The organism is Polaromonas sp. CG_9.11 (assembly GCF_015752225.1).
Classification (GTDB): Bacteria; Pseudomonadota; Gammaproteobacteria; order Burkholderiales; family Burkholderiaceae_C; genus Polaromonas.
The window spans coordinates 108,009-125,083 of the sequence record NZ_JADOVE010000015.1; the positions used below are offsets into that span (position 1 = coordinate 108,009).

A 17,075-nucleotide genomic window follows, 5' to 3' on the forward strand; every position below is an offset into this window, starting at 1 on the left:
CCGGCCATTCATTTATTCTGGAAATCATGAAACTCGCTACCTACAAGGACGCCTCGCGCGACGGCCAGCTGGTCGTGGTGTCGCGCGACCTGTCAACCGCCCATTATGCGACCGGCATCGCCAGCCGGCTCCAGCAGGTGCTCGACGACTGGCGCTTCATGGCGCCGCAACTGCAGGACCTGTCTGAACTGCTCAACAGCGGCAAGGCGCGGCATGCCTTTGCGTTTGATCCAGCGCAGTGCATGGCGCCGCTGCCGCGCGCCTACCAGTGGGTCAGCGGCCCGGCGTATGCCAGCCATGTCGAACGGCTGGGCAGCCTCCCGGCGGCCACGCTGCCACCTAGCCTGTACGCCGAGCCGCTGCTGCGCCAGGGCGGCAGCGACGGCTTTATCGGTCCGCGCGATGACGTGGTGCTGGCCAGCGAAGCGGGGGGCATCGACTTTGAAGCGCAGCTGGCCGTCATCACCGGCGACGTGCCGATGGGCGCCAGCCCCGAACAGGCGCTGGACGGTATCCGTCTGCTGCTGCTGGCCAGCGACATCTGCCTGCGCAGCCTGGGCGCGCTGCAGGGCCAGCCCATGACGGCTTTTGGCCCGGTGGCCGTCACGCCTGACGAAGCCGGCGACGCCTGGCGCCAGGGGCGGCTCGGCCTGAGCCTGCAAACCAGCTGGAACGGCCGCAAGGTCGGCCTGTGCGACGCCGGCGCAGGCATGACGTTTCACTTCGGCCAGTTGTTGTCGCACCTGTGCAAAACGCGGCCGGTGAGCGCCGGCAGCATCGTCGGCGCCGGCCCGGTCAGCCACGCGGACTGGCGCCAGGGCTACAGCTGCATCGCCGAAAAGCGCGCGGTCGAGACCGTTGACACCGGCCAGCCCACCACCCGTTTCATGCAGTTCGGCGACACCCTGCGCATCGAGGTCAAGGGCAAAAACGGACAGTCGCTGTTCGGCGCGATCGAGCAGGAAATCACGCCGCCGGCTTGACGCGCTGCGAGCCGGAATGCCGGCCTGAATTCAGGCCGGCACGCGCATCAAGCCGCGTAAAGCGTGTCCAGCGAGCGCAAGCCCTTGACCTCGATCGGATTGCCGCACGGATCGCAAAAAAACATCGTCCACTGCTCGCCCGGCTGGCCTTCAAAGCGCACCTGCGGCGCCAGCAAAAACGTCGTCTTTGCCGCCTGCAGGCGCCCGGCCAGCGCCTGCCAGTCGGGCAGGGCCAGCACCACGCCGAAGTGCGGCATGGGAACCAGGTGCTCCCCGACATGGCCGGTGCGTTGGGTGGTGAACGGTTCGCCCAGGTGCAGCGACAACTGGTGGCCGAAGAAATCAAAATCGACCCAGGTGGCGGATGCGCGGCCTTCCGCGCAGCCCAGCACGCCGCCATAAAAGCGGCGCGCCTCGTCCAGATTGGTGACGTTGAAGGCAAGGTGAAACAGGCTTTTCATGGCCCCAGCTTAGCAGCCGGGCCGGCCGGCGTGAAGCGCGGCGCGGCGCACGGATGGCCCACCGGGTGCGACACCGCAAACCGGCTGAAGCGCTATCAAACCAGAAGCGCATGAGGAACAGCTCATCAGGAGACAGGGCGATTCCGGCTGCAAAACAAGCAAGGCCGGCGAGACCGCTCTGGCTGCGCGTCCGTTCAGGCAAACGCATCGAAAAAAACCGGTTGACGCAATGCCCCCGCGCTGCACAATCAGGCCGTGTGCAGGGGTTTATCCATGCCCTTTGCGCCCACAGGGCCGCCGGAGCCCGACCCCACAGACGCAACACTGCAACCACCGCCAGGAGACACTTCAATGAGCAACGCAAACACCCCGTCTTTTCCCGACTTTGGCAAACTGGTGCCCGGTTTCGATTTTCTGCAAAACCTGGCCAAACAGGCCGCCGGGAGCGCGACGCACGCCATACCGCAACTGCCCAACCTCGGAAACTGGATAGCGCCCACGCTCAACGTCGAGGAACTGGACAAGCGCGTGCAGGAACTGAAGGCGGTGCAGTTCTGGCTCGACCAGAACGCAGCGGCACTCAAGGCCACCATCCAGGCGCTGGAGGTGCAGAAAATGACGCTCGCCACCCTCAAGGGCATGAACTTCAACATGGGTGAAGTGGCCAATGCCTTCAAGCTCAAGGTCGGCGACAGCCTGTCGGGCGGCATGCAGCGCACGGCTGACAAGCCCAAGGGCTTTGCCGGTCTTGAAATTCCCCCTTCGGCCTTTCAGGCCAGCAAGGAAAAGGCCGACACTGGCCCGGACGCCGGCGAAAAATCCCCAGACTCCCGGGCCGAGGCCGGCGACGCACCAGCCCCGGCGACCGGCCTGGCAGACCCGATGCAGTGGTGGGGGGCGCTGACCCAGCAGTTCCAGGCCATTGCTGCCGAGGCGATGAAGGAAGTGGCCAAGACCAGCGCCATCGATGCAAGCAAGAGCATGGCGGCCGGCATGGCCAAGGACGCGGTCAGGACCGCCACCGACATGGCCAAGAACATGGCCGAGACCGCCAGCAAGACGATGGCCGGTGGCACCCGCGCTGCCATGAACACGGCCATGGCCGGCAGCTGGCCCAAGGCTGGCGCCGCAAAAGAAACGGCAGTCCCGACCGCAAGGAAGTCGGCCTCGAAGACGGGCGCGGGCAAGTCGGCCGCCGCCAAGTCACCAGCGGCCAAAGCCGCACCTAAGACCGCGACAAAGGCCAAGACACCGGCACGCAAGACGACGCGCTGAAGCGCTCCGCACCGGGAGCCGGTCAGGGCGGCGGGCTTGATTCTTGTGCGCGTCAGGCCCGACCGGGAACCCGGCTTTCGGCAGGGTTGCGCCTGATGTGCCACATTGCAGCCCTGAATCCACTTTTAACGGCTAACGGCGTTCCTGCTTTATGAAACTCTTCCCCTACGGCCACGCCACCCATCCCCAATGGGAAATGGCGGCCGCTCTGGTGCTGGCGCAGCTGCGCGGCTACATGGCCCTGCCGGCCTATGCCGCCTCGCCGACGCTGGCGCTGCTCTACATCACCGACCACTATGCGGCCCAGGCCCAGGAAATCCTCGACCACCTGAGCGCAGAGCTGCCCTTCATCACCGACTGGAGCGGCACCGTGGGCGTCGGCATCGCGTCGAACAACGTCGAGTATTTCGATGAGCCGGCCCTGGCCGTGATGCTGTGTGAACTGCCGCACGACCACTACCGTGTGTTTTCCGGCGTGTCGCCGCTGCCGCCGGCGCATGCTGGCGTTTTCAACGCGCACACCGCGCTGGTCCATGCCGATGCGGCCACGCCCGATGTGGCCGAACTGATTGCCGAGATGGCCGAACGCACCGAAAGCGGTTATGTGTTCGGCGGCCTGGCATCGAGCCGGAGCCGGACGGTGCAGTTCGCGCTCAGCGGCCACGGCAACCTGAAAGGGCAGGGCGCGGCCTGCGGCGTGTTCAGCGGTGGCCTGAGCGGCGTGGCCTTTGCGCGCGATGCGTCAGGCGGCATGGGCCTGATGTCGCGCGTCACCCAGGGTTGCCGGCCGGTGTCAGCTGCCTACGACATCACCGCCTGCGATGCCAACGTGGTCACCGAACTCGATGGCCGGCCGGCGCTGGAGGTGCTGCTGGCCGACCTGGGCGTGTCGCTGGAGCAGCCGCGCGAGGCGCTGGCTAAAGTCCGCACCACGCTGGTCGGCCTGAGCCATGACGCGGACCTGCCGAACGATGTCGCCCGGCAGCGCTCGGGCCAGTTTGGCGCCGAGGTCATGGTGCGCCACCTGATCGGACTCGATCCGACGCGCCAGGGCATCGCGATAGCCGATGTGGCCAGCGTCGGCATGAAGCTGGCTTTTTGCGAACGCCATGCCGACGCTGCGCGTGCCGACCTGGTGCGCATCTGCGCTGAAATCCGCGAAGAACTGGAGCCCGAGGAACTGACGCTGGAAGTGGCAACGGCCCTGAACCTGCCCGAGGCGCAGTCGGCACCGCACCCGGCCCGGCGCATTGCCGGCGCCATTTATGTCAGCTGCGCGGGGCGCGGCGGGCCGCATTTTGGCGCGCCCAGTGCCGAATTGCAGATCGTGCGGCGCGCCCTGGGCGATGTGCCGCTGGTGGGATTCTTTGCCGGCGGCGAGATCGCCCGCAACCACCTGTATGGCTACACCGGCGTGCTGACGGTGTTCACGGCCGCGGCCTGAGCCTTTCAGCGCCGCAAGGCCGCAAACGCCGCGAATTCCCAGCTGCGCATCGCCAGCAGCAGCGTGTAGCCTTCGCGGTCCTTCTCTGCCAGCTTCTGGTCGGCCTGGTGCTGCTGGGCAAAATCCTGCGCCACGCGCTGCATGCGCTCCATGAAAGAGGGCGCCAGGCCCCGGCTGATCGCGCCATGCACCAGCAACAGGCCCTCGCCGGGGCCGTCGAAGCCGCCGGAAAAATAGTCCAGCAGGGCGTTGTCCCGAAAGTAGTCCATCACCGCGCCGTGCGAGCGCCAGCGGAAGGTCTTGGCCAGCTTGAGCCGGTAGCGGCTCTGTGGTTTCAATTCAATGATGCCAATACGGTCAAGCTGCGCCAGGTAGCCGATGCATTCGGCCTCGGTCAGCCGGTAGCTGCCGGTGACTTGCTCCAGCGTCCACTGCGACAGCACGCAGAGGGCGACCAGCAGCAGTTTCTTGTCGGCCACCACGGCTTTTTCCTGCGCCTCGGTCAGCTGGGCCAGCAGCGGCTGCGCGTCGGCCACCTGGCGCGCCAGGTCGGCAAAGTCCAGCTTCAGGGCCCGGCAAATCGCGTCGATGCGCGACAGCGGCATGTCGCCCCGGGCCAGCATGCGCTTGACGCTGGACTCGGCCATGCCCAAGGCCAGCGCCAGGTCGGCATAGGTCATGCGGGCGGTCTTGAGTTCTTTTTTCAGGATGACGACAAGGTCGGCGGTGGTGCTCATGGGTATTGATTGTCGATACCTTGAGTTTGAAAAGAGGCCACTGCATCAAAATAAGCATCTTTATGCGCTGGTTTTCGGCACAGTCCATGCATTCCCTTTCAATTCATCCAAGGAGTTTGCATGCTGTTGACCGCTTTTTATCCCGTCTTTCACTGCCCGAAATCAGGGCAGAATCCGGGAGTTGCGCAGGCGTACGCCTTGTTACCTGTGCAATACAAATCCACCCTCACAGGAGTCCGGCATGAGCGTTGAACTGTCCACACCGCAGGCTGCCCCGCCCGCCCTGGCGGCCCCCTTGGCCGATGCGCACCCGAACCAGTTCGCCCTGCTCGGGCAGCGCCGCTTTGCACCGTTTTTCTGGACGCAGTTTTCGGGTGCGGCCAACGACAACCTGTTCAAGTTCGCCTTCACCGTGATGGTGACCTACCAGCTCAGCGTCGGCTGGCTGCCGCCGGCGCTGGCCGGGCTGGTGATTGGCGCGCTGTTCATCCTGCCGTTTTTGCTGTTCTCGGCGACCAGCGGGCAACTCACCGACAAGTTCGAGAAAACCCGCATCATCCGTTTCGTCAAGAACCTTGAAGTGGTCATCATGGGGATTGCCGCCGTGGGTTTTTTCAGCGGCACTGTGAGTGTCCAGGTGCCGGTGCTGCTCGGCTGCACCTTTTTGATGGGCCTGCATTCGACGCTGTTCGGCCCGGTGAAGTTTGCCTACCTGCCGCAGGCGCTGAGCGAGCGCGAGCTGACCGGCGGCAACGGCATGGTCGAGATGGGCACGTTCGTGGCGATTTTGCTGGGCAACATCGTCGGCGGGCTGATGGTGGCGGTGCCGGGCGTGGGGCCGCACTATGTCGCCGTGTCGTGCGTGGCGCTGGCGCTGGTCGGGCGCATGGTGGCGCAGTTCATCCCACAGGCGCCGGCGACCGATCCGGGCCTGAAGATCAACTGGAACCCGGTGACCGAAACCTGGCGCAACCTGAAGCTGGCCAAAACCAATCTGGTCGTCTTTCGCTCGATGCTGGGCATCAGCTGGATGTGGTTTTTCGGCGCGGTGTTTTTGAGCCAGTTTCCCAGCTTTGCCAAGGAAGTGCTGCACGGCGACGAGCATGTCGCGTCGTTGCTGCTGGTGGTGTTTTCCATCGGCATTGCCACCGGCTCGCTGCTGTGCGAGGTGCTGAGCCGCCGCCATGTGGAGATTGGCCTGGTGCCGCTCGGGGCGATTGGCATGAGCGTGTTTGCGGTTGATCTTTATTTCGCTTCACGCGGCCTGCCGGCCTCAAGCCTCATGGGCGTGGGCAGCTTCATGGGCCAGCCGGCGCACTGGCGCGTGATGCTGGACCTGGCGCTGCTGAGCCTCTTTGCGGGCCTGTACAGCGTGCCGATGTACGCGCTGATCCAGTTGCGCAGCCAGCCCACGCACCGCGCCCGCATCATCGCCGCCAACAACATCTTGAATGCGCTGTTCATGATCGTCAGCGCGGTGCTGGCCGGCGCGCTGCTCAAGGCGAATTTCAGCATTCCGCAGATATTTTTGTTCACCGGCCTGGCCAATGCGGTGGTGGCGTTCTACATCTTCATGCTGGTGCCCGAGTACTTGCTGCGATTCATCGCGCTGATGGCCTCGCGCTGTATTTACCGTTTCAGGGTCACGGGCGACCAGAACATCCCGGCAAAGGGCGCGGCGGTGCTGACCTGCAACCATGTCAGCTTCATTGACCCGGTGCTGTTGATGGCCGCCAGCCCCCGGCCGATCTATTTTTTGATGGACCACCGGATTTTCAGGATGCCGGTGCTGGGCTGGCTGTTCCGCCTGGCCAAGGCGATTCCGGTGGCACCGCGCGCCGAAGACCCGGCGGCCTACGAGGCGGCCTTTGAAGCAGCGGCGAAAGTGTTGCGCGACGGCGACCTGCTGGCGATTTTTCCCGAAGGCGGCATCACCCGGGACGGCGAACTCCAGCCCTTCAAGGGCGGCGTCATGAAAATCCTTGAAAACGCCGGCCGCGATGGCCTGCAGGTGCCGGTAATTCCGATGGCGCTGACGAATCTGTGGGGTTCCTTTTTCAGCCGGATCGAGCAGGTCAACGGCAAAAGCGTGGCCATGGTGCGGCCTTTCCGGCGCGGCATTTTCAGCCGCGTGGGGCTGAATGTCGGTGTGGCGCTGGCGCCAGCGCAGGCCGAGCCAGCACTGCTGCATGCCCGGGTTCGGGCGCTGATGAACGCCTGAATTAAGGCGCTATATTATCAATAGCTGAAAACTCAAGCCAGTAAAGCGGTGGCGGCTGATTTCACCATAAATTTTCTGGCTGAATGGCCTGCTGGCTGTCCAGCACCACTCCTTTTTTTAAAGACAAACACGAAACGAAACGCACCATGAGCAAATCCCTGCGATTGACCGAAAAATGGATGCAGCGCGGCCTGTGGGTCGTGGCGCTGGTGTTTGCCAGCTTTTTGATTGGCCTGGGCGGCACGCTGGTCGGCGACCTGCCCCAGGTGGAGCGACAGCGCACGGTTGACGATTTCATGGACCTACCCGCCAGCACGCAACTGCGCAGCAGCATCAAGGCCACCAAAACTGCCGAGCGTGACGCCAACGAGGCGCTGGAGCAGGCGCAGCTCAAGCGCCGCGTGGCGCAGGCCGATTCGGCGGCTGCGCGAGAAACCTTCGACAACTGGCTGTCCACCCGCCGCGCCACGCAACTCTCCGAGCAAGACCCGGAACTGGTGGCCCGCACCCGCGCGCTCGACGGCCTGAAGGACAAGGAGCGCGCCGCCGGCATGGCGGTCGAGGCCCAGCAGCAAGCCCTGCTTGATGCCCGCCAGAGCACGGTGCGCGAGCGCCGCAAGCTGGCTGAAATGGAACAGACCGCGCAGCAACTGCTGGATGCCGAATACCGCCGCATCGAGCTGCGGGTGTTTTTGTACCGGCTGGCGCTGACCTTGCCGCTGCTGGCGGTGGCTGGCTGGCTGTTCGCCAAAAAGCGCAAAAGCACTTACTGGCCGTTTGTCTGGGGTTTCATCCTCTTCGCGCTGTTCGCCTTTTTCGTCGAACTGGTGCCTTATCTGCCGAGCTACGGCGGCTACGTTCGCTACATTGTCGGCATCGTGGTGACGGTGGCAGTTGGCCGGCAGGCCATCGTTGCGCTGAACCGATACCTCGAAAGGCAAAAACTGGCCGAGCAGCTGCCCGATGCGCAGCGCCGCGAGGAACTGAGCTATGACACCGCGCTTGCCCGGCTGTCCAAGGGCGTATGTCCCGGCTGCGAGCGCCCGGTGGACCTAAAAAACCCGGAAATCGATTTTTGCCCGCATTGCGGGATTGGCCTGTTCGACCACTGCGCTGTCTGTAGCACCCGCAAGAGCGCGTTTGCCAAGTTCTGCCATGCCTGCGGCGCGACGGGTGAGCGGGAACGACCGAGTCAAGTGCCGATGGCCGGTTTGTCCTGAAGCTGCTGTCAGCCGACGGTGGTGAACCCGCTGGCGCGCAAGGATGGACCCCGGGTCGAGCGCGGGGTGACAGAAGCCGGCAACAACATAACGCCAGTCGTTGCGCATCAACCCGAGTAGTGACTATTTTTTGAACTAAAAAGGCCGTTTGCGCATAGCTGGCATGCGCTTTAAGCTATTAATTTAAGAGTCAAGTGCTTTGCCCTCTTGAGAGGGTTCGCTCAGACAGGCCGGCCAAAAAACGGGTAGCTCGGATCGTTGAACCCTGGCGTGGACGCATGACCGGGCACCACCAGGCCGTTGATGAAGGCTTCGTCTTCGGAGTCCAGCACCAGCTCCAGCGCGCCGTACACATCTTCCAGGTGCGCCAGGGTGCGCGGGCCGACGATGACCGACGTGACCAGCGGGTTGGCCAGCACCCAGGCGGCCGCAAACTGTCCAGGCACCCAGCCTTTGGCTTCGCAGCGCGCCTTGATCTGCTGGGCGATCACCAGCGACTCCTCCCGGAACTCGGTTTCCAGGATGCGCTTGTCGCCACTGCCGGCGCGCGTGCCTTCGGCGGGCGGCTGGCCGGGCGGGTACTTGCCGGTCAGCACGCCGCGCGCCAGCGGACTGTAGGGCACCACGCCCAATCCGTAGTGGCCGCAGGTCGGCAGGATTTCCACTTCCGGCCCGCGGTTGAGCAGGTTGTAGTACGGCTGGCAGACGACAGGCGGCGGCACGCCGGCTTTCTCGCACAGGCGAAACACTTCGGCAATGCGCCAGCCGCGAAAGTTCGACAGGCCAAAGCTGCGGATCTTGCCCGCACGGATCAGGTCGCCAAGCGCGCGCACTGCTTCGTCGAGGTTCTCGTCATGGAAGTCGCGGTGCAGATAAAGAATGTCGAGGTAGTCGGTTTGCAGCCGCGCCAGGATGGCGTCAGTCTCCTGAATCAGCCAGCGGCGCGAATAGTGGCTTTCATTTGGCGCAGCGCTCACTGCATTGCCCAGCTTGCTGGCCAGCACCCAGTGCTCGCGCTGGCCCTTGAGCCACTGGCCGACATCGCGCTCCGACTGGCCGTGGTTGTACACGTCGGCGGTGTCGATGAAGTTGATGCCGTGCGCTTTGGCCGACGCCATGATGTTCGCCGCTTCTTCAATCGGGGTTTGCTGGCCGAACATCATCGTGCCCAGGCACAGGGTGGACACCTTCAGGTTGCTTTTTCCGAGGCGGCGGTATTGCATGGCTTGACTCCTTGAGGATGGGACAGGTGCGGTGGTGAATGGCGGCGGTTGCAGTGACGAAGCCTCATGGCAGCGGCTCGACCAGAAATTCCTTGGCGTACCAGTAGGTCTCGGGCGTCTTCAGGGCCGCCATGAAACCGTCGTTTTCGTCCTGACGCGAGCGCAAGTCCCAGCGCTCGTCAATGATGCGGCAGGCGGTGCAGGGCGACTGGCCTATACGCCGCTGCACCAGCACGTAGCGGCTGTTTTTGAACAGGCCTTCGACATCGGCGTGATCGACCGGCTGGGCGGCGAAATACTCGACGATCTTCGCCCCCGGAATGATGAATTCGTAGCGCTCGAAATGGCCGTTGAAATTGCTCGGCACCTGCACCGTCTGGCCCTTGAGCAGCGCATTGGTTTCAGGCTTGAAGCGGCCGAGTTCGCCATTGAACGGACTCGTTACCCAGGCCAGCGCGAACAGCACGCTGAAGGCCGACAGCGCAGCCACCGGGCGGGTCCAGGATTTTTTGAACACGCCGGCCCCGCAGGCCAGCGCCGCGCCCGCCACAAACACCCAGAACAGCGGCGACAAAATCCAGGGGTCCCGCGTCGCCCGCACCGCGCCGTAGCCGATCACGCCCATCGCCAGCAGGCCGACCATGCAGACTGCCAGCGTCAGGCTGAACCAGATGCGGCCGATGCGCTGCCAGTACAGCGCCATCACCACGGCCAGCGCCGGCATGGCCGGAATCAGGTAGCGTGTCGAGCGCTGGGTCGGCAGCATGAACACCAGCGCCAGCGCCAGCAGCCACAGCCACATGATTTTTTCGGCGTCGCTGAGGGTTTGCGCCGTGTACCGGCGCTGCCGCCAGCTGCGCCAGGCCGCGACAAAGCAGCCGACCGACAGCGGCAGCAGGAACAGGGCGTTGGAGAAATAACCCGTCAGGATCACCAGAATCCCGCTGCCTCCGAAAGCGCTCTTGAAGTAGCCTTTGGACGAGTTCATCTTGCCGGCGTTCTCGCCGACGACAAACTCGCGCCAGACCTCGGCCGGCAGCGGGTCGAGGGCAAACCACAGGCCGAAAATGCCCAGACCCAGCGCGCAAATCGCTGCGACCTTGACGCCATCCTTGAGAGTGCCGGGCCGCAAAATCTGCCACGGCAGGGCGCGCGCGCCCACCGCCTGGTAGCACAGCGCCAGCCCAACCCCGACCGGCACCACCATCACGAAGGACTTGTACAGGCAGCCGATACCAACCGCGATGCCGGCGAGCAGCGGAAATTTCCAGCTTGACGCCAGCAGTTTGGCGGGCGACCAGGCCAGGGCAAAGAACACGCCGAACAGCCAGAACGTCTCGGGCGCGCTGGTCAGGTAGGGCCGGCCGTAGCGGTAGGTGGTGAAGAACGACAGGTAAACCAGGGCGGCGATGGCGCCCAGGGTCAGTGCGTGGCGGCTGCGCTGCACGGCAGTGGCGGCGTCTCCAGCAGGCGTTGCGTCGGCATTGCGAACGGTCTTCCAGGTCAGCAGCGCCACCATCAGCGTGATGCCCCAGGTGTAGGCGACGCTGGGCAGGCGCAGGTTGAGCAGCGTCCAGTGGTCGCCCCAGCCACCGGCCACCATGGCCTGCCAGAACAGCAACGGCGGCTTGGTGTTGCGCATGAAGTCCCAGGCGCTGGCAAGCGGCAGCCAGTGGCCGCTGGCAGCGGTCAGGCGCGCGATGTTGGCATACACCAGTTCGTCGCCATTGCGCGGAATGTGGTCGCCGCCCAGCCCGAACAGGTAGGTCAGCGCCACCAGCAATGCCAGGCCGATCCACACCCGGTGGACCGGAAAACCCGGGCGTCGGGCAGGTGCTTGCGTTGTGTCAGGGCTCGTCATGGGCGTCAAGGGTGGTGCGTGGCCTTGCGGTGCCGGCGAAACGTCAGCTTGTCGTTGGCGACGAAATTGACCACGCTGGCCAGCGCGATGGCGATCACGTTGGCGAACAGGTAATGCAGGTGCAGCGCCAGCCACTTGGTCAGCAGCGACTGCAGGATGATTGACAGCGCGGCGGCCATCACGTACTTGGCAAACAGCCGCAGCGCCGGCTGGGGCGTGTTGCGCGTGCGGTCGCGCCAGGTCAGGCGCCGGTTCCAGTAGAAATTGCTGATGGTGGCGACGCTGATGGCCAGCGCAATCGAGTAGTTCAGCCGCGTGTGAAAGTCGACAATGCTGCCCAAGACATGCTCCTGCGCCAGATAGAGCACAGCGATGTTGATCACCGTGCCGCTGCCGCCGACCAGGCCGAACTTGATGAAGCGCCAGCGCAGCATCTGCTGGAAACGCGGCGGCAGCAGGCGGACCAGTGTCTCGGCAAAGGTTCTGAGTCTTGACATCGGGCTGTGTTTTTCAGGCTGCCGCCAGGCATTCCCGCGCCTTGGCCAGCACGGCGGCGGGCTCGATCACCTTCAGGCACTGGTTGTCGCCGTCGCAGTAGGACGTGCGGTGGTTATAGGCTGTCAGGCAGGGCGAGCACGGCCACTGGCTGTAAAAGGAGTAACAGTGAGGCGTGAGCGGGGCGTAAAGGCCGGGCGTTTCGGGGCCGAACAGCATCAGCGTCCAGATCGGCGTCAGGGCCGCGAACTGACCCGGGCCGCCGTCGTTGGTGACCAGCAGCCGCGCCACATGGAACAGCGCCAGCAATTCGGAAATCGAGCGCGTGTAGCCGGTCAGGTCGATCACCGGACTTTGCGGAAAAGACGCCTGCACATTGGCCACCAGCTGCCGCGCCAGTGCCTGGTCGTCCTTCAGGCCAATCACCGCCACCGCGCAGCCGTCGGCCACCAGGCCCTCGCACAGCGCGGTGTACGACGCCAGCGGCCAGGCACGAATCGGCAAGATGCCGCCGCCTGGATAGACCAGCACCAGCGGCTTGCCGGCAATCGCGGGAAAGTCCTGCGCCAGCCGGGTCTGGATGCCCTGGACCAGCGCGCCATCCAACTGCACATGCGGTGGCGGCTTCGGGCTGGCCACGACGGCCAGTTTGGACTTGGGCACCGCCGACGAATCAATCGCCCGCGCCAGCGTCAGGAACTGCGCGCTGATGTGGTGGTAAGGGTTGTAGGGCACCGGCCGGTTGATGTGCGAGCCCCGGTACAGGCCTTCCTGCGTGTGCCGGTGAAAGCCGACCCGCACGCGGGCGCCGCTGGCATACGACAGCAGGCTGCTGATGCGCGAGAACAATTCGCAGTCAATCGCCACATCGACATTCGCGCGGCGCAGCGCCTTGATGGCTTGCCACAGGCTGGACAGCAGGGACGTCAGGGAACGGTCATCGACCGTGTGCACATTCGCCGGGTCCATGACCTGCATCAAGTCGAGGATTTCGCGGTTCTTGCGGAACAGCAGCGCGTGCAGCGGCGCGTCGGGGTAGCGCGCCTTCAGCCGCGCAAACATGTCGTTGGCCAGCACCAGGCTGCCCATTTCGGACAGCAAAATCACCACGATGGCGCGCGGCGCCTGGTGGGTGGCGGGCGCTGGCCGCCAGCGGCGCCTGAGCGCATCAATGCCAGACACGGCCGCGCACAGCGGAATGCCGGCCCAGCGGTCAATGAAGCGCTGCAGGTCGATGTTCACGCCTCAGACCCCGCGCTGCCGGTCGACCTTGAACTGCCGGGCGAACTCGCCAAAGCGCCCGGCGTCCAGTGCATCGCGCACTTCCTGCATCAGGTTCAGGTAGTAATGCAGGTTGTGGATGCTGCTGAGCATGGGGCCGAGCATTTCGCCGCAGCGGTCCAGGTGGTGCATGTAGGCGCGGCTGAAGTTGCGGCAGGTGTAGCAGCTGCAGCTGCTGTCCACCGGCGCTTCTTCGCTCTTGTAGCGGGCGTTGCGGATTTTCAGGTCGCCAAACCGCGTGAACATGTGGCCGTTGCGCGCATTGCGCGTCGGCATCACGCAGTCGAACATGTCGACGCCGGCGGCCACGCCGTCGACCAGGTCTTCCGGCGTGCCCACGCCCATCAGGTAGCGCGGCTTGTTGGCCGGCAGGCGGTGCGGTGTGTGCGCCATGATGCGCAGCATTTCTTCTTTCGGCTCGCCGACGCTGACGCCGCCAACCGCATAACCGGGGAAATCCATCTCGACCAGCGCCTCGAGCGAATCCTGGCGCAGGTTCTCGAACATGCCGCCCTGCACGATGCCGAACAATGCGTTCGGGTTTTCGAGCTTGTCGAATTCGGTCTCGCAGCGCTTGGCCCAGCGCCGGCTCAGTTCCATCGAGGCGCGCGCTTCGCTTTCGGTGGTGATGTGGCCCTTGGTGTCGTAGGGCGTGCATTCATCGAACTGCATGACGATGTCGCTGTTGAGCAGCGTCTGGATCTGCATCGAGATTTCGGGCGTCAGGAACAGCTTGTCGCCGTTGACCGGCGAGGCGAACTTCACGCCTTCTTCCGATATCTTGCGCATCTCGCCCAGCGACCAGACCTGAAAGCCGCCACTGTCGGTCAGGATGGGTTTGTGCCAGCTTTCAAACTTGTGCAGCCCGCCAAACTGCTTGACCACGTCCAGCCCCGGGCGCATCCAGAGGTGAAAGGTGTTGCCCAGGATGATCTGCGCGCCCATGTCGTGGAGCGACTGCGGCATCACGCCCTTGACGGTGCCATAGGTGCCGACCGGCATGAAGATCGGCGTCTGCACCACGCCGTGGTTGAGGGTCAGGGTGCCGCGCCGGGCATGGCCCTCGGTCTTGAGGAGTTCGAATGTCAACATCAGTTTTTGGAAAAGTAATTCACGCCGGCCAGGCCTTCAAAGTGCTGGTCTTGCGTCCATAAAACGGCGCCATGGCTTTGCGCCGTGGCATAAATCAGGCTGTCGGCCAAAGGCAGGGGGCTGCCGATGGCGGCGCGGCACAGCGCCAGGTCAAAGTCGATGACGCGCCCCCGGCACATCAGTGCTTCGGCATAGGCCGCGACTTTCGGGCTGATTTCGCGGTGGAGTTTTTTGGTGACCTCGTAAATTGTCACGATGGGCACGATCAGTTGTTCAGGATTTTCCGCCGCACTGGCGAAAAGCTCTGCCCGTGGCGTGTCGCGCAGGTATTCAATCCAGCACGATGAATCGAGCGTCACCCACACAGGTTCGCCGGCTTTGGCACGGTTCGGCATCAGAGGCGCTCAGGCTCGCAGGGAATGTCGCTGTCTTTCAGGGCGCGCGCCATGCCCCGATAGGCGCTGACGGGCTTGAGTGGTACCAGATGCGCCGCACCGTCAAATTCAATCCAGGTCAGCTGCGCGCCGGGCTTGAGCTCCAGTCGCTCGCGTATCGCGCTGGGAATGACCACCTGGTATTTGCTAGACAGCGTCACGATGTTGCTTGCGGGTTTCATGTCGATGATTCTAGCGCTTTACCAGGAATGCATCGATCGAGCAGCATGGCGTCGCCATAGCTGAAGAACCGGTAGCGCCCGGCAATCGCATGCCGGTAGAGCGCCATGATGTGTTCGTAGCCCGAAAAGGCGCTGACCAGCATCATCAAGGTGCTTTTGGGCAGGTGGAAATTGGTCAGCAACACATCGACGACCTGAAACGCAAAGCCCGGCGTGATGAAGATGTTGGTGTCGTCGCAGGCCGGGCCGAAATGGGCAGCCGACTCCAGCGCCCGCACCGTTGTCGTGCCCACCGCCACCACGCGCCCGCCGCGCGCCTTGCAGGCGGCAATTGCTTCGTGCGTGGCAGCGGGCACTTCAAACCTTTCGAAATGCATGACGTGGTCGGCGATCTGCTCGGCCTTGACCGGCTGGAAGGTGCCTGCGCCCACATGCAGCGTGACGCTGGCGCGAGCAATGCCGCGCGCTGCCAGCTTGTCCAGCATGGCCTCGTCGAAATGCAGCGCGGCGGTCGGCGCGGCCACGGCGCCGGGGTTTTTCGCAAACACGGTCTGGTAACGCTGCTCGTCGTCCGCCGAGTCGGTGTGCGTGATGTAGGGCGGCAAGGGCACATGGCCGTGCTGCGCCATCAGCGCATACGGGTCGCTGCTGAGGCGAAAGCGGTACAGCGGTCCGTGCGCTTCGGGCCAGCGGCCCAGCAGCGTGGCGGTGAAGCCGCCCTCCATCTGCAGCACCGCGCCGGGCAGGGGCTTTTTGCTGACCTTCATGTGCGCGGCGACCTCATGGCCGGCGTCCGCATGGGGTGAAAGCACCCGCTCGATCAGCAGTTCCAGCTTGCCGCCGCTGGCCTTCTGGCCGAACAGCCGCGCCTTGACGACTTTGGTGTCATTGAACACCAGCAGGTCGCCGGGCAGCAGCAAATCAGGCAGGTTGGCAAAGCGGCGGTCGGCGATGGTGCCTTTCCGGCCATCAAGCAGGCGCGAGGCGCTGCGCTCGGCGGCAGGATGCTGGGCAATCAGCGCTTCGGGCAGCTCAAAGTCGAAGTCGCTCAGGGTGAATGCGCGCGTGGCGCCAAGTGAAGACGTGGGCATAGTGCTTGAGGGGCGAACTGGCCCCGTGCCAAGTGAAGTAAAAGCTCAGGATTGTCGCAGCCCTTGGCGGGTTTTTTCAGACCCGGTTTTGAGTTTCGGGTCAGATGCCGATGGATTGAAATCCGACCCCCATTGACTTTAAGATTCACCGGTGGCGCCAGACCCGGGTGATCCATTCCTGTGGGCTGAACGGGGAGCACACAATTTCAGCCTCGAAAAAATTTGAATTGACAAAGGAGCGTGTGATGGCAGGCAAGCAAGACCTTAACAAAATGTACGAAGTCAAGGTCTCGTTGAGTGGATCGCAACCCCTGATTTGGCGCCGCGTGCAGGTTCCACGCGACCTCACGCTGCACCAGTTGCACCAGGTCATTCAGGCCGCATTGGACTGGGACGATGATCATTTGCATGAATTCAAGATCGGGCGCAAGCGTTACGCCCCGTTGATGGAGTGGGGCACTGATTTTGACGACAGCACGGTCAATGAAGACATCGTTCGCCTCAACGGTGTTGCCAAGCCCAAGGCCAAGTTCGTCTATTTGTACGATTTCGGTGACAGCTGGCAGCACGACATTCAGATTGAGCGCGAGCTGGCGTCGAAAAGCCCTGCGCGTCAGGCCCGCTGTGTCGCAGGCGAGAATGCCTGCCCGCCGGAGGACTGTGGCGGCATTTATGGCTATTACGACATGGTGGATGTCGCCAATGATCCGCAGGACGAAGAATATGAACACACCCGGGAATGGTTGGGCGAGGACTTCGATCCGACTCACTTTGACCTGGATGCGACGGATCGCCGCGTCTCGCGGTTGAAAATTTAGGGCAACGCAGGGCAGTGACAGGGGAGTTGCGCTTTTGCAGCATGACTACCCTGCGGCAGCAACCAGGTGGTTTTGCCTGGCATGGCGTCATGCATCAGGCAATGCCTGCTTGACCACGTAGCCCCCGCCAATACTGCGCAAGTAGCTATTCATTTTGTAGTGACCCCGGGTGTCAGAATTGTTGTCGCATCCAATTCTTTGATGGCTAACTGCCCGACAGCTTCATTTCATGACCAGAACACCGCATTCACATCACT

At 63.7% G+C, this 17,075-nt stretch carries 16 protein-coding genes; 6 read left to right on the top strand and 10 right to left on the bottom strand.

Annotated features, from left to right (window positions below):
• Positions 1-26: 26 nt before the first annotated feature.
• Complete coding sequence (locus IWX85_RS13515) at positions 27-983, top strand: fumarylacetoacetate hydrolase family protein (RefSeq protein ID WP_196870083.1); 957 nt, start codon at positions 27-29, stop codon at positions 981-983.
• A 47-nt stretch (positions 984-1,030) separates the two neighbouring features.
• Here the strand turns inward: IWX85_RS13515 and IWX85_RS13520 are convergent, their stop codons facing one another.
• Complete coding sequence (locus IWX85_RS13520) at positions 1,031-1,444, bottom strand: VOC family protein (RefSeq protein ID WP_036806777.1); 414 nt, start codon at positions 1,442-1,444, stop codon at positions 1,031-1,033.
• 351 nt (positions 1,445-1,795) lie between these two features.
• Between IWX85_RS13520 and IWX85_RS13525 the strand changes: the two genes are divergently transcribed.
• Both IWX85_RS13525 and IWX85_RS13530 read left to right on the top strand, forming a co-directional pair.
• Complete coding sequence (locus IWX85_RS13525) at positions 1,796-2,719, top strand: PhaM family polyhydroxyalkanoate granule multifunctional regulatory protein (RefSeq protein WP_196870084.1); 924 nt, start codon at positions 1,796-1,798, stop codon at positions 2,717-2,719.
• Positions 2,720-2,870: 151 nt separating this feature from the next.
• Positions 2,871-4,163 carry an FIST N-terminal domain-containing protein gene (locus IWX85_RS13530; RefSeq protein ID WP_036806770.1) on the top strand — a complete coding sequence of 431 codons (1,293 nt, stop codon included), beginning with the start codon at positions 2,871-2,873 and terminating at the stop codon, positions 4,161-4,163.
• Between the two features lie 5 nt (positions 4,164-4,168).
• Here the strand turns inward: IWX85_RS13530 and IWX85_RS13535 are convergent, their stop codons facing one another.
• Positions 4,169-4,900 carry a helix-turn-helix transcriptional regulator gene (locus IWX85_RS13535; protein ID WP_196870085.1) on the bottom strand — a complete coding sequence of 244 codons (732 nt, stop codon included), beginning with the start codon at positions 4,898-4,900 and terminating at the stop codon, positions 4,169-4,171.
• A 241-nt stretch (positions 4,901-5,141) separates the two neighbouring features.
• Here IWX85_RS13535 and IWX85_RS13540 point away from each other — a divergent pair, with 241 nt between their 5' ends.
• The gene (locus tag IWX85_RS13540) at positions 5,142-7,121 is read left to right on the top strand and encodes an MFS transporter (protein WP_196870086.1); all 1,980 of its coding nucleotides are present in this window, start codon (positions 5,142-5,144) and stop codon (positions 7,119-7,121) included.
• 146 nt (positions 7,122-7,267) lie between these two features.
• Positions 7,268-8,341 (top strand): serine endopeptidase, encoded by a 1,074-nt coding sequence (locus IWX85_RS13545; RefSeq protein WP_196870087.1) that lies wholly within the window; start codon positions 7,268-7,270, stop codon positions 8,339-8,341.
• 221 nt (positions 8,342-8,562) lie between these two features.
• Here IWX85_RS13545 and IWX85_RS13550 read toward each other — a convergent pair whose 3' ends face one another.
• The 8 genes from IWX85_RS13550 to queA all read right to left on the bottom strand — a co-directional run bounded on the left by IWX85_RS13550 (position 8,563) and on the right by queA (position 16,000).
• Positions 8,563-9,564, bottom strand: a complete 1,002-nt coding sequence (locus IWX85_RS13550; RefSeq protein ID WP_196870088.1) for an aldo/keto reductase — start codon at positions 9,562-9,564, stop codon at positions 8,563-8,565.
• 64 nt (positions 9,565-9,628) lie between these two features.
• A complete protein-coding gene (locus IWX85_RS13555; protein ID WP_196870089.1) occupies positions 9,629-11,425 on the bottom strand; it encodes a glycosyltransferase family 39 protein in 1,797 nt (598 codons plus the stop codon).
• Between the two features lie 5 nt (positions 11,426-11,430).
• Entirely contained in the window at positions 11,431-11,922 is a 492-nt protein-coding gene (locus IWX85_RS13560) for a GtrA family protein (RefSeq protein ID WP_196870090.1), read from the bottom strand.
• Positions 11,923-11,935: 13 nt separating this feature from the next.
• Complete coding sequence (locus IWX85_RS13565; RefSeq protein ID WP_196870091.1) at positions 11,936-13,162, bottom strand: glycosyltransferase family 9 protein; 1,227 nt, start codon at positions 13,160-13,162, stop codon at positions 11,936-11,938.
• Between the two features lie 3 nt (positions 13,163-13,165).
• Positions 13,166-14,293, bottom strand: a complete 1,128-nt coding sequence (tgt, locus tag IWX85_RS13570; protein ID WP_196870092.1) for a tRNA guanosine(34) transglycosylase Tgt — start codon at positions 14,291-14,293, stop codon at positions 13,166-13,168.
• Positions 14,293-14,688, bottom strand: coding sequence for a type II toxin-antitoxin system VapC family toxin (locus IWX85_RS13575; RefSeq protein WP_051984128.1), 396 nt, complete (start codon positions 14,686-14,688; stop codon positions 14,293-14,295). Before IWX85_RS13575 ends, tgt begins: the two co-directional genes overlap by 1 nt.
• Entirely contained in the window at positions 14,688-14,909 is a 222-nt protein-coding gene (locus IWX85_RS13580) for an AbrB/MazE/SpoVT family DNA-binding domain-containing protein (protein ID WP_036806748.1), read from the bottom strand. The genes IWX85_RS13575 and IWX85_RS13580 overlap by 1 nt, the downstream gene beginning before the upstream one ends.
• Complete coding sequence (gene queA, locus IWX85_RS13585) at positions 14,906-16,000, bottom strand: tRNA preQ1(34) S-adenosylmethionine ribosyltransferase-isomerase QueA (protein ID WP_036806745.1); 1,095 nt, start codon at positions 15,998-16,000, stop codon at positions 14,906-14,908. Before queA ends, IWX85_RS13580 begins: the two co-directional genes overlap by 4 nt.
• Positions 16,001-16,245: 245 nt before the next feature.
• On the opposite strand from queA, the gene IWX85_RS13590 reads away from it, so the two are divergent.
• Positions 16,246-16,818 carry a plasmid pRiA4b ORF-3 family protein gene (locus IWX85_RS13590; protein ID WP_196870093.1) on the top strand — a complete coding sequence of 191 codons (573 nt, stop codon included), beginning with the start codon at positions 16,246-16,248 and terminating at the stop codon, positions 16,816-16,818.
• The last annotated feature ends 257 nt before the right edge of the window (positions 16,819-17,075 follow it).

What these genes read in the sequence shown, in the direction of transcription:
- IWX85_RS13515 (WP_196870083.1), top strand. Translation starts at nt 27, where the DNA reads ATGAAACTCGCTACCTACAAGGACGCCTCGCGCGACGGCCAGCTGGTC.
- IWX85_RS13520 (WP_036806777.1), bottom strand. Translation starts at nt 1,444, where the DNA reads ATGAAAAGCCTGTTTCACCTTGCCTTCAACGTCACCAATCTGGACGAG.
- IWX85_RS13525 (WP_196870084.1), top strand. Translation starts at nt 1,796, where the DNA reads ATGAGCAACGCAAACACCCCGTCTTTTCCCGACTTTGGCAAACTGGTG.
- IWX85_RS13530 (WP_036806770.1), top strand. Translation starts at nt 2,871, where the DNA reads ATGAAACTCTTCCCCTACGGCCACGCCACCCATCCCCAATGGGAAATG.
- IWX85_RS13535 (WP_196870085.1), bottom strand. Translation starts at nt 4,900, where the DNA reads ATGAGCACCACCGCCGACCTTGTCGTCATCCTGAAAAAAGAACTCAAG.
- IWX85_RS13540 (WP_196870086.1), top strand. Translation starts at nt 5,142, where the DNA reads ATGAGCGTTGAACTGTCCACACCGCAGGCTGCCCCGCCCGCCCTGGCG.
- IWX85_RS13545 (WP_196870087.1), top strand. Translation starts at nt 7,268, where the DNA reads ATGAGCAAATCCCTGCGATTGACCGAAAAATGGATGCAGCGCGGCCTG.
- IWX85_RS13550 (WP_196870088.1), bottom strand. Translation starts at nt 9,564, where the DNA reads ATGCAATACCGCCGCCTCGGAAAAAGCAACCTGAAGGTGTCCACCCTG.
- IWX85_RS13555 (WP_196870089.1), bottom strand. Translation starts at nt 11,425, where the DNA reads ATGACGAGCCCTGACACAACGCAAGCACCTGCCCGACGCCCGGGTTTT.
- IWX85_RS13560 (WP_196870090.1), bottom strand. Translation starts at nt 11,922, where the DNA reads ATGTCAAGACTCAGAACCTTTGCCGAGACACTGGTCCGCCTGCTGCCG.
- tgt (WP_196870092.1), bottom strand. Translation starts at nt 14,293, where the DNA reads ATGTTGACATTCGAACTCCTCAAGACCGAGGGCCATGCCCGGCGCGGC.
- IWX85_RS13575 (WP_051984128.1), bottom strand. Translation starts at nt 14,688, where the DNA reads ATGCCGAACCGTGCCAAAGCCGGCGAACCTGTGTGGGTGACGCTCGAT.
- IWX85_RS13580 (WP_036806748.1), bottom strand. Translation starts at nt 14,909, where the DNA reads ATGAAACCCGCAAGCAACATCGTGACGCTGTCTAGCAAATACCAGGTG.
- queA (WP_036806745.1), bottom strand. Translation starts at nt 16,000, where the DNA reads ATGCCCACGTCTTCACTTGGCGCCACGCGCGCATTCACCCTGAGCGAC.
- IWX85_RS13590 (WP_196870093.1), top strand. Translation starts at nt 16,246, where the DNA reads ATGGCAGGCAAGCAAGACCTTAACAAAATGTACGAAGTCAAGGTCTCG.